The sequence below is a fragment of the Streptococcus oralis genome, assembly GCF_021497945.1.
GTDB classification, from domain to species: domain Bacteria; phylum Bacillota; class Bacilli; order Lactobacillales; family Streptococcaceae; genus Streptococcus; species Streptococcus oralis_BR.
The window spans coordinates 1,844,167-1,859,367 of the sequence record NZ_CP046524.1 but is presented as its reverse complement, the minus strand read 5'-3'; the positions used below and the strand labels follow the sequence as shown (position 1 = coordinate 1,859,367).

At 45.0% G+C, this 15,201-nt stretch carries 9 protein-coding genes; 5 read left to right on the top strand and 4 right to left on the bottom strand.

Going from position 1 to position 15,201, the window contains the following annotated elements; all coding sequences use genetic code 11:
• Positions 1–36: 36 nt before the first annotated feature.
• From arcC to arcA, 3 genes are all read right to left on the bottom strand, one after another.
• Positions 37–984 carry a carbamate kinase gene (gene arcC / locus GOM47_RS09215; RefSeq protein ID WP_235080614.1) on the bottom strand — a complete coding sequence of 316 codons (948 nt, stop codon included), beginning with the start codon at positions 982–984 and terminating at the stop codon, positions 37–39.
• A gap of 293 nt (positions 985–1,277) precedes the next feature.
• Positions 1,278–2,294, bottom strand: coding sequence for an ornithine carbamoyltransferase (gene argF, locus GOM47_RS09210; RefSeq protein WP_061418624.1), 1,017 nt, complete (start codon positions 2,292–2,294; stop codon positions 1,278–1,280).
• Positions 2,295–2,350: 56 nt separating this feature from the next.
• On the bottom strand, positions 2,351–3,580 hold the full coding sequence (gene arcA / locus GOM47_RS09205) for an arginine deiminase (protein ID WP_235080613.1): 1,230 nt from the start codon (positions 3,578–3,580) through the stop codon (positions 2,351–2,353).
• A 742-nt stretch (positions 3,581–4,322) separates the two neighbouring features.
• Here arcA and GOM47_RS09200 point away from each other — a divergent pair.
• Positions 4,323–6,002: an alpha-L-fucosidase gene (locus GOM47_RS09200; RefSeq protein ID WP_235081289.1), complete on the top strand. Its 1,680-nt coding sequence runs from the start codon at positions 4,323–4,325 to the stop codon at positions 6,000–6,002.
• Positions 6,003–6,038: 36 nt separating this feature from the next.
• On the opposite strand, the gene GOM47_RS09195 is transcribed toward GOM47_RS09200, so the two are convergent.
• Positions 6,039–8,126: a GH92 family glycosyl hydrolase gene (locus GOM47_RS09195; protein WP_235080612.1), complete on the bottom strand. Its 2,088-nt coding sequence runs from the start codon at positions 8,124–8,126 to the stop codon at positions 6,039–6,041.
• A 171-nt stretch (positions 8,127–8,297) separates the two neighbouring features.
• Here GOM47_RS09195 and GOM47_RS09190 point away from each other — a divergent pair, with 171 nt between their 5' ends.
• The 4 genes from GOM47_RS09190 (at position 8,298) to GOM47_RS09175 (ending at position 15,191) form a co-directional block, all read left to right on the top strand.
• A complete protein-coding gene (locus tag GOM47_RS09190; RefSeq protein ID WP_235080611.1) occupies positions 8,298–9,578 on the top strand; it encodes a glycoside hydrolase family 125 protein in 1,281 nt (426 codons plus the stop codon).
• 90 nt (positions 9,579–9,668) lie between these two features.
• A complete protein-coding gene (locus GOM47_RS09185; protein WP_235080610.1) occupies positions 9,669–12,314 on the top strand; it encodes an alpha-mannosidase in 2,646 nt (881 codons plus the stop codon).
• 133 nt (positions 12,315–12,447) lie between these two features.
• On the top strand, positions 12,448–13,317 hold the full coding sequence (locus tag GOM47_RS09180) for an ROK family protein (protein ID WP_235080609.1): 870 nt from the start codon (positions 12,448–12,450) through the stop codon (positions 13,315–13,317).
• Complete coding sequence (locus GOM47_RS09175; protein WP_235080608.1) at positions 13,311–15,191, top strand: beta-N-acetylhexosaminidase; 1,881 nt, start codon at positions 13,311–13,313, stop codon at positions 15,189–15,191. Before GOM47_RS09180 ends, GOM47_RS09175 begins: the two co-directional genes overlap by 7 nt.
• The last annotated feature ends 10 nt before the right edge of the window (positions 15,192–15,201 follow it).

Below are 15,201 nucleotides of genomic sequence, written 5' to 3'. Positions count from 1 at the left end.
TACTCCTAGTTAGAGCTTGTACTTGGGTTAAAATGGCTAGTCTTTAACAATAATTGTTCCGCTTTCGGACTCGATCAAGGCGCCTAGATTGCTGAGGGAAGTGATAACAGCCTTGCCTTCTGGGCGGTTGGTTACAAAATCGATAGCAGCTTCGACTTTTGGTAGCATGCTACCCGGCGCGAATTGTCCTTGATTGATGTATTCTTTTAGTTGACTGACAGTAACGTGTTCAAGTTTTTCTTGTTCTGGCTTATTGTAGTTGACATAAACATAGTCTACGCCAGTAAGGACGATAAAGAGGTCAGCTTCGACGAGTTCTGCTAGTCGTTGAGACGCAAAGTCTTTGTCGATAACGGCTTCGACCCCACGTAAGTAACCGTTTTCATTTTTGACAACAGGGATACCTCCTCCACCTGCTGCGATGACAACTTGACCATTATCGAGCAAGGTGCGGATGCTGTTGATTTCTTTGATGTCGATTGGTTTTGGTGAAGCCACCACTTTACGCCAGCCACGACCGGCATCTTCTTTGAAGGTTGCTCCTGTTTTTTCGCTCTCAGCTTTGGCATCCTCTTCTGAGTAGAATGGACCGATTGGTTTGGTTGGATTGATAAAGGCAGGGTCTTCTTTGTCTACTATAACTTGGGTAACAACAGAAGCGACATTTTTATCAAGTCCTACATCGAGCAATGCGTTATCAAGAGCACATTGTAGCCAAAAACCGATACTACCCTCGGTCATGGCAACCAAAGAATCAAGGGGGAAGGCAGGGTTTTTTTCCGAATCTGCCATCAAGTGTTGAAGCAAGAGGTTACCCACCTGAGGACCATTTCCGTGAGTAATGATCAGTTCATCTCCGTTTTGAATCAACTTGACCAGATGACGAGCTGTTTCCACCAGAGCAGCTTGTTGAGCTTGGGCAGATGGATCAGTGGAGAGGATGGCATTTCCGCCTAAAGCAACGACGATTTTTCTATGAGACATGAGCTCTCCTTTCTTTAATATGGTAAACCTGACAGAACTCCAAGAGCTACAGGCAGGTATGATGATAAAATATGAAGTGGAGGTAGCGTCTTTTTAAAAGACAAATTAGTCATTGCTACTAATAAAAGGGGCTGAACGCACAGCCGACGTTTATCAGAATGAGACTAGGAAGCAGGAAGATGACAAGAGTAAGGTGGCAAATTTGTCAAAGAGGATCCTTGCTTTCTTTCGCTAGAACTGATAAGCTATCATAGCTTTCGTCTCAACCCCTGTGTTGTGTATACGAGTAAGTTTTATACTTTAGGAATGTAGAGATTTCCAAGAGTAGCAGCCATAACAGCTTTGATAGTGTGCATACGGTTTTCTGCTTGGTCAAAGTGGCGAGCATATTTGCTGCGGAAGACTTCGTCTGTTACTTCCATTTCCTCTACGCCAAATTTTTCAGCAACATCTTTACCATAAACAGTGTGAGTGTCGTGGAATGCTGGTAAACAGTGGAGGAAGATCAAGTTTTCATTGTTTGCTTTTTTCACTAAGTCCATATTGACTTGGTAAGGTTTCAAAAGTGCAACGCGTTCTGCGAATTTGTCTTCTTCACCCATAGATACCCAAACGTCTGTGTAAAGTACATCGGCACCTTTGACAGCTTCGTCTGCATCTTCGGTGATGAGGACGTGTGCACCACTTTCTTTAGCAAATCCTTCAGCCAATTCAACGATTTCTTTTTCTGGGAAGAGTTCTTTTGGTGAGAAGATGTGAACGTTAACACCAAGGATAGCACCTGTTACGAGCAAGCTATTGGCAACGTTGTTACGTCCATCACCACAGTATACCAATGTCAAGCCTTCCAAGCGACCGAAGTTTTCTTGAACAGTCAAGTAGTCAGCGAGCATTTGAGTTGGGTGCCATTCGTCAGTTAGACCATTCCATACTGGAACACCTGAGAATTCTGCCAATTCTTCTACCATGCGTTGGCTGAAACCACGGAATTCAATCCCGTCAAACATGCGTCCCAATACTTTAGCAGTATCTTCAGTAGATTCTTTTTTACCTAACTGAATGTCATTTGCTCCGAGGTATTCTGGATGAGCACCAAGGTCAATAGCTGCAGTTGTAAAGGCTGCACGTGTACGAGTAGAAGTTTTTTCAAACAGGAGAGCGATATTTTTACCAGCAAGGTAGTGGTGTTGGATATTGCGTTTCTTCAAGTCTTTCAAATGAGCTGAAAGTCCGATTAGGTATTCTAACTCTGCGCGGGTAAAGTCTTTTTCTGCTAAGAAGCTACGTCCTTGGAATACTGAATGTGTCATTCTATTATTTCCTCTTTCTATTTTTACATTTTTTATTGACAAATACTGAACAGCGATTATACTTCTTCACGTTCAAATGGCATAGACATACAACGAGGTCCACCACGGCCCCGAACCAATTCGCTTCCGCGAATCTTAATCAAGCGAAGCCCGTATTCTTCTAGGATCTTATTGGTAATGGTATTGCGGGCATAAACGACGACTACACCAGGTGCGATGGTCAAAGTGTTGGAGCCGTCATTCCATTGTTCACGCGCAGCTGCTACGATATTGCCACCACCGCAACGGATCAAATGAACTTTTTCTATGCCGAGGTTCTTCGCAAGAAGTTCAGCTAAGTCACCTTTTTCTTCAACAATCTTGAGTTTTTCATCTTCATAAGTGACAGAGTACACACGAAGATCGCCTTCGATTTCTGGGTGAATTGTGAATTTGTCATAGTCAACCATGGTGAAGACAGTATCCAAGTGCATGAATTTACGGTTGTTAGCAAATTCAAATGCCAATACTTTCTTGAAGCCAACATTTTTCTTGAAAATGTTCACCAAGAGTTTTTCAATCGAAGCTGCATCTGTACGTTGAGAAATACCTACTGCGAGAACGTCTTTAGAAAGAACGAGCTCATCTCCACCTTCAATACGTGTATCTTCTTCACGGTTGTAGACTAATTCTACTTTTCCACCATAGATTGGATGGTGTTTGAAAATGTATTTACCATAAAGAGTTTCACGGTTACGAGTATCTGCATACATGTGGTTAAGCGATACGGCATTACCAATGGTTGCAAATGGGTCGCGAGTGAAGTAGAGGTTTGGCATTGGGTCGATAGCAAATGGATAGTCTGACTCAACCAAGTCAGTTAAGCCTTTTGCTTCTTCAGGAATTTCTGGCAATTCAACTTTTTGAACCCCTGCCATAGTTTTTTCAACCAATTCTTGGTTGTCCTTGATACCGTGAAGCAATTCACGAATAGCCGCCTTGGTTTGACGACCACGGATGTTGGCTTCGTCTAAATATTCCTCGATAAATTGATCGCGGATTTCTGGGGAAGTCAATGATTCAGCAGCCAATTGCTCTAGGTAAAGGACCTCAATTCCTTCATCACGAAGAGCTTGAGCAAATGCGTCATGTTCTTTTTGAGCATCTTCCAAGAATGGAATGTCATCAAAAAGAAGCCTTTCGAGATAGTCCGGCAACAAGTTTTCCAACTCTTTGCCTGGACGGTGCAACATAACTTTTTTCAGTTTCCCAATTTCTGAGAATACCTGAATTGGATGTGAAGACATGTGTTTTCCTCCTTAAAAATTTTCACGGTGGCACCTTTTTGGTACCGCTTACATTTACGTTATATCATATTCTCAGAGGCGTGTCAATAGTAAAAAATGATTAAAAATTCGGACAAAACAAGGTTTTAGTAGTATTTTATGTTATTATACGATAGTAAAAGGAATTACAGGAAATAAATGTATAAACTTCTACTAAAAAGAATATAATATTTTTTGAAAAAATTATGCTAAATTTCACATTTTAAGAAGAAATGTCCAGATTTTAATTCAGTTCTGACGAGGAATTGAGAGGAGCAGTGATTGAAAGTCGCTTAGAAAATTATATGAAATCTATCTGAAAACCTTTCTTTTGAATGGCATAAAATGTATATTGTACAAATTATAGAATCTTTTCTGAGTATTTAGGAAGACAGCCTTGTCTTATTGACGGTACCTAGATTTTTTGTTATAGTCAACGAGGTAACAACTAGGAAGAATGGTTTATTCACAAGTTGTGGATAAGTCTGGGGAGAGCAGGACATTCAGCTAATATCCTAGAGGGTTCTTAATAATAGTACCGGCAACTAGTAACTGGTCAGCTTTCTAGTAGAAATCCTAGTGCAGTGGGGATTTGAGCAGAGTTTGCTGAAGGTGATAGGTTCAAAGTCAAAGAGCTGGAGTCTAGAAAAGCTAGTTTTTAGGCATGTTTTCTTATCCACAACGTGTGGATAACTTTGTGAACAAGAGAAAGAGATGTGAGATGATGACGAAAATAAAACCGCATGGACCATTACCAAGCCAGGCCCAGCTAGCTTATTTAGAGGATGAACTAGCTGCCTTTATCCATTTTGGTCCCAATACCTTTTATGACCAAGAATGGGGAAGTGGTCAAGAGGATCCTATGCGTTTTAACCCGACCAAGTTGGATGTGCGTGAATGGGTTCGAGTGCTCAAAGAAACGGGTTTTAAAAAACTGATTTTGGTGGTTAAGCACCACGATGGTTTTGTCCTCTACCCAACAGCCCATACAGATTATTCGGTCAAGGCTAGTCCTTGGAGGGATGGAAAGGGGGACTTGCTTCTCGAAGTTTCTCAAGCTGCGACTGAGCTTGACATGGATTTGGGAGTGTATTTGTCTCCTTGGGATGCTCACAGTCCCCTCTATCACGTGGACAAAGAAGCGGACTACAATGCCTACTATCTGGCTCAATTGAAGGAAATTTTGTCAAATCCTGCCTATGGGAATGTCGGGAAGTTCGCTGAGGTGTGGATGGATGGTGCTCGAGGCGAAGGGGCCCAGAAGGTCAACTATGAGTTTGTGACTTGGTTTGAAACCATTCGTGACTTGCAGGGCGATTGTTTGATTTTCTCAACTGAAGGGACCAGTATTCGCTGGATTGGAAATGAACGAGGCTATGCAGGGGATCCCTTGTGGCAAAAAGTCAAACCAGGCCAGTTAGGAACAGAAGCGGAATTAGATTATCTACAGCACGGAGACCCCTCTGGAACGCTATTTTCAATCGGCGAGGCAGATGTTTCTCTTCGGCCAGGCTGGTTTTACCATGAGGATCAGGATCCCAAGTCTCTCGAGGAGTTGGTCGAAATCTACTTTCACTCGGTAGGGCGGGGAACTCCACTCTTGCTTAATATCCCACCGAACCAAGATGGCCTCTTTGACGAAAAGGATATCCAGCGTCTCTATGAATTTGCTGCCTACCGTGACGAGTTCTACAAAGAAGATTTGGCTCTGGGAGCCAAGGTATCTGGTCCGGCTCTATCACCAGACTTTGCCTGTCATCATCTGACAGATGGACGGAAGACCAGTTCTTGGGCAAGTGATGCAGAGTTGCCAATCCAATTAGAGCTCGATTTAGGATCACCTAAAACTTTTGATGTGATTGAGTTAAGAGAAGATTTGAAGCTGGGGCAACGCATCGCCGCTTTTCATGTTCAGGTAGAGTTGGACGGTGTCTGGCAGGAGTTTGGATCCGGCTATACTGTTGGCTATAAACGCCTCTTACGAGGATCAGTAGTTGAGGCGCAGAAGATTCGTGTCATCATTACAGAGGCCCAGACTTTGCCTTTGTTAACTAAGATTTCTCTCTATAAAACTCCTACTTTGTCGAAAAAAGAAGCTGTTCAGCAACTAGAGTTCTCAGAAAAAAGTCTGGCTGTGACCAAGGGAGAAAATGTGCACTATACAGTGAAACGCAGAGAATCTAGCAGCCCTTTAGAAGCTAAGATTTCGATTCAACCAGGGACGGGTGTGCATGGTGTCGCTTATCGGGACGAGATTCAAGTCCTTGCGTTTCAAGTTGGCGAGACTGAAAAAAGGCTGACGATACCAACCTTGTATTTTGCAGGAGATAAAAGCTTAGATTTTTATCTGAATCTGACGGTAGATGGGCAGCTGGTTGACCAGCTTCAGGTCCAAGTTTCATAAAAGAAGAACCTTTGCGCGATGCAAAGGTTCTTTTGGTTATGAGTGACTTGGCAACCAGCTGAGAGTGAAGGTCAGTTGCTCAGCTTTCAAGAGGTCTTGGTGTTGAATGCTAGATACTGGGGTCTTGTCCAGTCGGCATTCTTTTACAAAGTTGAAATGACTGTAGTTTTGCTCGGCATGGATATCCAGCCATTTATTTTCCTTAGCCAGGTAGACACGGAGGTGATCAAAGAGAGGAATTCCGAGATCATAGCCGGGCTTGCCTGGACAGGTCGGATAGAATCCGAGAGCTGACCAGATGTACCAAGCCGAGAGGCTACCATTGTCCTCATCGCCAGGATAGGCTTCCCAGCTTGGGTGAAAGGCTTTCTGACGGAGCGTCTTGATGAGAAGAGCGGTATAGTCAGGGTAGTCGCTGTAGCGAAAGAGATATGTAATGTGGAAGCTAGGCTGGTTAGAGATGGCGACTTGTTCAAAGGGAGCAGTAGCCATCTCGCTCATTTCATGAATCTCGTAACCATAGCCAGTCGTCTCAAAGAGTGGAGCATCCTGACAGGCTTTCAAAAGATAGTTGCTAAAGGCTTCTTTTCCGCCCATAAGTTGGATTAAGCCTGGGATGTCGTGGAGGACGCCTAAAGTCGCTTGAATGGCAGAGCATTCGGCGTAGTCTCGTCCCCAACTATAAGGAGAGAAGTCAGGGCGGAAGTTGCCTTGGCTGTCTCGCGCTCGCATGTAACCTGTCTCAGCGTCAAATAGATGGCGGTAATTTTGAGACGCAGTTCTATAAGTTTCCGCGATGTCATTCTGACCAAGCTTTTCGGCACAGCTGGCGATACAAAAGTCACTATAGGCATAGTCTAGGGTATGGCTGACGCTTTCGTGGTGGTCGGTAGAGAGGTAGCCCAGTTCTTGGTATTGGGCTAGTCCGTGGCGGCCATTGATGCCGAGAGGGTCGGACTTAGTGGCTGTTTCAAGCATGGCTTGAAGGAGTTCTTTTTCTAGGTCGGGGGCCATGTCCTTGCAGGCGCTGTCTGCGATAATGCCATCTAAAAGGGTACCAGGCATTATACCCCGTTCGTCTGGAGCTAGCCATTTTGGAAGGAATCCAGTATCGCGGTAGCTATTGAGAAAGCCTTCTAAAAAGAGACGATAGTGTTCCGGTATGACAAGCACAAAGAGGGGGAAGGTGGTGCGGAAGGTATCCCAGAAGCCATTATTGCTAAAGAGGACACCGGGCTTGACAGTACCAGTAGTCAGGTCCATATGGATGGCTTGCCCTGACTCGTTCACTTCATAAAAAGTCTGTGGGAAGAGGAAGAGTCTGTAAAGGCAGTGGTCAAAGAAGGTTCGGTCAGCTTCTCCTGTCTCTAGTATGTCAAAACGATGGAGGAGATTTTCCCAGTCCGCCTGGGCACTTGCTTTACAGCTGCCAAAGTCCTTTTGAGGTAGATTAAGCAGAGCTTGAGAAGGCGAGATGAAAGAAGTTGCTAGCTGAATCTCAGCATGACTGCTTGCTAAGTCAATTCGCCAGTCTCCACCTTCTTGGCTGATGGCAAGAAAATCCGTGTTCATTTTCAGGGATGTGAACATCGTTAGTGGATTTTTGTTGGTCTCAGTTTTACCTTCTTGTCGCAGGGCAAGAGTTCGCTTATCTACTTGCTCTACTGTCAGTTCATCTACTGCGTGAAGATAGAGGGAGAGGGCTTTGCCTTGCTTTTGCTCCAAACGAATAGAAGCGCCATAGCAAGTCGGTGTGAGCTGGGTTTCAATCTGATAGCGCAGGGAGAAAATCTTCAGATAATGGGGGTGGAAGGAGGCTTTTTCGATATCATAAGAAGACTGGCGATGAAAGAGGCTGTCACCCCCAAGCTGGCCGGTGACAGGTGTCAGAAGGAGCCAAGAGTAGTCGCCAATCCAAGGACTGGGCTGATGGGTTAATCGAATCCCCTGAAAGATAGGCAGATGCGGATCGAAAAACCAAGCTCCCTCCTGGTCGCTGGTCTGAGGCACAAAGTAATTCATCCCAAAAGGAACGCCCGTGTAAGGCAGGGTATTTCCTCGAGAAAAGGCATGCTTGCTAGCAGTCCCAAAGCGGGTATCGATGGTTTCAAGTAGTGGTTTCATAGTCTTTCCTTTAGCTGTTTTTCTACATTATATCAGAAAAATGAGACCTTTAGAGATGGGGTTCGAAAGTAAGCAATTTTGTAGAAAAATGACTATCATTTGTGTATGTATTTTCTGTCTCAAAAACTATATACTGAACATGAAACTTGTTTGAAAGAGGAAAAATTAAAAATGGTTTATTCGAAAGAAATTGTTAGAGAATGGCTGGATGAAGTAGCAGAGCGGGCTAAGGACCATCCGGAGTGGGTGGATGTCTTTGAGCGTTGCTATACAGACACCTTGGACAATACAGTCGAGATTCTAGAAGATGGCTCAACTTTTGTCTTGACTGGGGATATTCCTGCTATGTGGCTTCGGGATTCGACAGCCCAACTCAGACCCTACCTGCATGTGGCAAAAAAAGATCCTCTCTTGCGTCAGACCATTGCAGGTTTGGTTAAGCGTCAGATGACCTTGATCCTCAAGGATCCCTATGCCAACTCCTTTAACATTGAGGAAAACTGGAAGGGCCACCACGAGACTGACCATACCGACCTTAATGGTTGGATTTGGGAACGCAAGTATGAGGTGGACTCGCTTTGCTATCCTTTGCAGTTGGCTTATCTCCTTTGGAAAGAGACTGGCGAGACCAGTCAGTTTGATGAGACTTTTGTCGCAGCGACCAAGGAAATTCTTCATCTATGGACAGTGGAGCAAGACCACAAGAATTCTCCTTATCGTTTTGTCCGTGATACGGACCGCAAGGAAGACACCTTGGTAAATGATGGATTTGGACCTGACTTTGCAGTGACAGGTATGACCTGGTCAGCTTTCCGACCGAGTGATGACTGCTGCCAGTATAGCTACTTGATTCCGTCCAATATGTTTGCAGTAGTTGTCTTGGGGTATGTGCAAGAAATCTTTGCAGAACTAGACCTAGCTGATAGCCATAACATCGTGGCAGACGCTAAGCGTCTCCAAGCAGAGATTCAAGAAGGCATCGAAAATTATGCCTACACCACCAATAGTAAGGGCGAAAAGATTTACGCCTTTGAAGTGGATGGTCTAGGAAATGCTAGCATCATGGATGATCCAAACGTCCCAAGTCTACTGGCTGCTCCCTATCTTGGTTACTGTGCGATTGACGATGAGGTTTACCAAGCAACTCGTCGGACCATTCTGAGCCCTGAAAATCCATACTTCTACCAAGGAGAATACGCTAGCGGTCTCGGAAGTTCTCATACCTTCTATCGCTATATCTGGCCAATCGCCCTTTCTATCCAAGGCTTGACAACAAGAGATAAGGCGGAGAAGAAATTCTTGCTCGATCAGCTCGTTGCCTGCAATGGTGGCACAGGTGTCATGCACGAAAGCTTCCACGTAGATGATCCAACGCTCTACTCCCGCGAATGGTTCTCCTGGGCCAACATGATGTTCTGTGAGTTAGTCTTGGATTACTTGGATATCCGCTAAGGAGCTCACTTTAGTTTCACCGATTCGTGTCAGAATCACACCTTTACATTTAAAACGTTAAAATTTAAATTTAGAATGAGGTTTTACTTCATGGAAAATGTTGTTGTACATATTATCTCACATAGTCACTGGGACCGTGAGTGGTACTTGCCTTTTGAAAGCCACCGTATGCAGTTGGTGGAATTGTTTGACAATCTCTTTGATCTCTTTGAAAATGACCCTGAGTTCAAGAGTTTCCACTTAGATGGACAAACCATTGTCCTCGATGACTATTTGGAAATTCGCCCTGAAAATCGCGACAAAGTCCAAGGTTACATCGACCAAGGCAAACTCAAAATTGGTCCCTTTTACATCTTGCAGGATGATTACTTGATTTCAAGTGAAGCCAACGTCCGCAATACCTTGATTGGTCAAGCTGAATGTGCAAAATGGGGCAAATCCACTCAGATTGGTTACTTCCCAGATACCTTTGGAAATATGGGACAAGCGCCTCAAATCCTTCAAAAATCAGGCATTCATGTAGCAGCCTTTGGGCGTGGTGTCAAGCCGATTGGATTTGACAACCAAGTTCTCGAAGATGAGCAGTTTACTTCCCAGTTTTCAGAAATGTACTGGCAGGGTGCGGACGGAAGCCGCGTCCTCGGTATCCTCTTTGCCAACTGGTACAGTAACGGGAATGAAATCCCAGTTGATAAGGACGAGGCCCTAACTTTCTGGAAACAAAAATTGTCAGACGTGCGTGACTACGCTTCGACCAACCAATGGTTGATGATGAACGGATGTGACCACCAGCCTGTACAGCGCAATCTGAGTGAAGCCATTCGTGTGGCTAATGAACTCTTCCCAGATGTGACCTTTGTGCATAGTTCATTTGACGACTATGTCCATGCAGTAGAAAGTGCTCTACCTGAGCAACTATCTACGGTTACAGGTGAGTTGACAAGTCAGGAAACAGATGGCTGGTACACACTTGCCAACACTTCTTCATCACGCATTTACCTCAAACAAGCCTTCCAAGAAAATAGCAACCTCCTAGAGCAAGTAGTGGAGCCATTGACCGTCATCACTGGTGGCCACAACCACAAGGACCAGTTGACCTATGCTTGGAAAGTCCTTCTACAAAATGCGCCCCATGATAGTATCTGTGGATGCAGTATTGACGAAGTTCACCGTGAGATGGAAACACGTTTTGCCAAGGTCAACCAAGTTGGAAATTTCGTTAAGACCAATCTTCTCAACGAATGGAAGGGCAAAATCGCAACTCATGAAGCCCAAAGCGACTATCTCTTTACCGTCATTAACACAGGCTTGCATGACAAGGTTGATACAGTCAGCACAGTGATTGATGTGGCGACTTGTGATTTCAAGGAATTGCACCCAACAGAAGGCTATAAGAAGATGGCAGCTTTGACCTTGCCAAACTACCGTGTCGAAGACTTGGAAGGACACGCTGTGGAAGCGAAAATCGAAGATCTGGGAGCTAATTTTGAGTATGATTTACCAAAAGACAAGTTCCGTCAGGCTCGTATCGCTCGACAAGTGCGCGTGACAGTACCTGTTCATCTGGCACCACTTTCTTGGACAACCTTCCAATTGCTCGAAGGAGAACAAGAACACCGTGACGGTATTTACCAAAATGGAGTGATTGATACGCCATTTGTAACGGTCAGTGTGGATGACAATATCACGGTCTACGACAAGACAACTCATGAAGCTTATGAAGATGTTATTCGCTTTGAAGACCGTGGTGACATTGGAAATGAGTATATTTACTTCCAACCAAAAGGAACAGAGCCTATCTACGCCGAGCTAAAAGGCTATGAGGTCTTGGAAAATACAGCTCGTTTTGTCAAGGTTTTGCTCAAGCATGAATTGACAATTCCAGTGAGTGCAGACGAAAAATTGGATGCAGAACAAAGAGGCATCATCGAGTTTATGACGCGTGAAGCTGGGCGCTCAGAAGAATGGACAACCCTTCCTATGAAAACAGAGATGACCGTCTTTGTTGACAATCCACAAATCCGCTTCAAGACTCGCTTTACCAACACCGCCAAGGACCACCGTATCCGTCTCTTGGTCAAGACTCATAACACGCGTCCAAGCAATGACTCTGAAAGCATCTATGAGGTGGTGACAAGACCAAACAAACCAGCGGCTTCATGGGAAAATCCTGAAAATCCTCAACACCAACAAGCCTTTGTCAGTCTGTATGATGATGAAAAAGGGGTGACAGTGGCTAATAAAGGATTGCACGAGTATGAAATCCTTGGAGACGACACCATTGCAGTGACCATTTTGCGTGCATCAGGTGAGCTAGGTGACTGGGGTTACTTCCCAACACCAGAAGCTCAGTGCTTGCGTGAGTTTGAAGTCGAGTTTGCTCTCGAATGCCACCAAGCACAAGAACGCTTCTCAGCCTTCCGTCGTGCCAAAGCCTTCCAAACACCATTCACTAGTCTTCAAGTTGCTAAACAAGAAGGAAGTGTTGCTGCGACTGGTAGCCTCTTGAGTCATGCGGTGCTCAGCTTGCCGCAAGTCTGCCCGACAGCCTTTAAAGTGGCGGAAAATGAAGAAGGATATGTCCTCCGTTACTACAATATGAGTCAAGAAAATGTGCGTATATCAGAACACCAACAAACCATTTTGGACTTGCTTGAGCGACCATATCCAGTTCATTCAGGACTTTTAGCACCACAAGAGATTCGCACAGAATTGATCAAAAAAGAAGACATTTAAGAGAGTTGAATCTTATCTAGAGTGAGAGATTGATCTTTCATTCAGCAGAATGTCAAACGAAGTAAATAACAAAAGAAAGGAGGGGCGAAAGAGTAAGAATAAACTACTGATTCGCCCCTTTTTTGGTGAAAATATGACGATTGCAACCATTGATATTGGAGGGACTGGGATTAAGTTTGCCAGTCTGACTCCTGATGGAAAGATACTAGATAAGACAAGTACACCGACACCAGAAACCCTAGAAGATTTACTGGCATGGCTAGACCAACGTCTGTCGGAGAAAGATTATAAGGGCATTGCCATGAGCGTTCCAGGCGCGGTCAATCAAGAAACAGGTGTCATTGAGGGAATCAGTGCTGTGCCTTACATCCATGGCTTTTCTTGGTATGAGACGCTTGCTCATCATCAGCTACCTGTCCATCTAGAAAATGATGCCAACTGTGTTGGACTTAGTGAACTGCTGGCTCACCCAGAGATTGAAAATGCAGCCTGTGTCGTGATTGGGACAGGAATTGGCGGAGCTATGATTATCAATGGCAAGCTTCACCGAGGTCGCCACGGCTTGGGGGGAGAGTTTGGCTACATGACAACTATTGCACCTGCTGAAAAACTCAACAACTGGTCGCAACTAGCGTCAACTGGAAATATGGTGCGCTACGTAATTGAGAAATCTGGTCAAACTGACTGGGACGGTCGCAAGATTTACCAAGAGGCCGTAGCAGGCAATGCTCTTTGTCAAGAAGCTATTTTGCGCATGAACCGTAATTTGGCTCAAGGCTTGCTCAATATTCAGTATCTCATCGACCCAGATGTCATTAGTCTGGGAGGCTCCATCAGTCAGAACCCAGACTTTATCCAAGGTGTCAAGAAGGCTGTCGATAACTTTGTCGAAACCTACGAAGAATACACGGTCGCACCTGTTATCCAAGCTTGCACCTATCATGCAGATGCCAATCTCTACGGTGCCCTTGTCAACTGGCTACAGGAGGAAAATCAGTGGTAACATTTACAGGACTTAGTCCCAAACAAACTCAGGCAATCGACTTGCTGACAAAGCATATTTCTTTACCAGATGTGGAGGTAACAGTCACTCAGTCTGACCAAGCCTCTATCTCTCTCAAGGGTGAGGGTGGACACTATCACCTGACTTATCGCAAACCCCATCAACTCTACCGCGCCTTGTCCTTGTTGGCAACAGCTCTAGGAGAAGGTGATAAGGTAGCGATTGAGGAGCAGGCGGCTTATGAAGATTTAGCCTACATGGCAGACTGTTCCCGAAATGCGGTGCTGAATGTCGCTTTTGCCAAGCAGATGATTGAGGTCTTGGCTCTCATGGGCTACTCAACCTTTGAGCTTTATATGGAAGACACCTACCAGATTGAGGGGCAGCCTTATTTTGGTTACTTCCGTGGCGCCTATTCAGCTGAAGAGTTGCAGGAAATCGAAGTCTATGCCCAGCAGTTTGATATGACCTTTGTGCCTTGTATCCAGACCCTGGCCCACTTGTCGGCCTTCGTCAAATGGGGTGTTAAGGAAGTGCAGGAACTCCGTGATGTAGAGGACATTCTCCTTATTGGCGAAGAAAAGGTTTATGATTTGATTGATGGCATGTTTGCGACGCTATCTAAACTACAAACTCGCAAGGTCAATATCGGCATGGACGAAGCCCACTTGGTTGGCTTGGGACGCTACCTTATCTTGAACGGCGTTGTAGACCGCAGTCTCCTCATGTGTCAACACTTGGAGCGCGTGCTGGATATTGCAGACAAGTATGGTTTCCACTGCCAAATGTGGAGTGATATGTTCTTTAAGCTCATGTCAGCTGATGGTCAGTACGACCGTGACGTGGAGATTCCAGAGGAAACTCGTGTCTACCTAGACCGTCTTAAAGATCGTGTAACCTTGGTTTACTGGGATTATTACCAAGACAGCGAAGAAAAATACAACCGTAACTTCCGCAATCACCATAAGATTAGTCAAGATATCGCCTTTGCAGGTGGTGCTTGGAAGTGGATTGGTTTTACGCCTCACAACCATTTCAGCCGTCTAGTGGCTATAGAGGCCAATAAAGCCTGTCGTGCTAATCAGATCAAAGAAGTCATCGTAACTGGTTGGGGGGACAATGGTGGCGAGACAGCCCAGTTTTCTATCCTACCAAGTTTGCAAATCTGGGCAGAACTCTGCTACCGCAATGACCTAGACCGTTTGTCTGCACATTTCAAGACCAATACAGGTCTATCAGTTGAGGATTTCATGCAGATTGACCTAGCCAATCTCTTGCCAGACCTACCAGGCAATCTCAGCGGTATCAATCCCAACCGCTATGTCTTTTATCAGGATGTTCTCTGTCCGATCCTTGATCAGCACATGACACCTGAACAGGACAAACCGCACTTCGCTCAGGCTGCTGAGACGCTTACTGACATTAAAGAAAAAGCTGGGAATTATGCCTATCTCTTTGAAACTCAGGCTCAGTTGAACCAGATTTTAAGCAGTAAAGTGGATGTGGGACGATGCATTCGTCAGGCCTACCAGGCGGGTGATAAAGAAAGTCTGAAAGAAATCGCAAGACAAGAATTACCAAAACTTAGAAGCCAAATCGAACACTTCCATGCCCTCTTTAGCCACCAATGGCTGAAAGAAAACAAGGTCTTTGGTTTGGATACGGTCGATATCCGTATGGGCGGACTCTTGCAACGCATCAAACGCGCAGAAAGCCGCATCGAGGCTTATCTGGAAGGACAGATTGACCGCATCGACGAGCTAGAAGTTGAAATCCTACCATTTACTGACTTCTACGCAGACAAGGATTTCGCAGCAACTACAGCTAACCAGTGGCACACCATTGCGACAGCATCGACGATTTATACGACTTAGGAGTAGAATA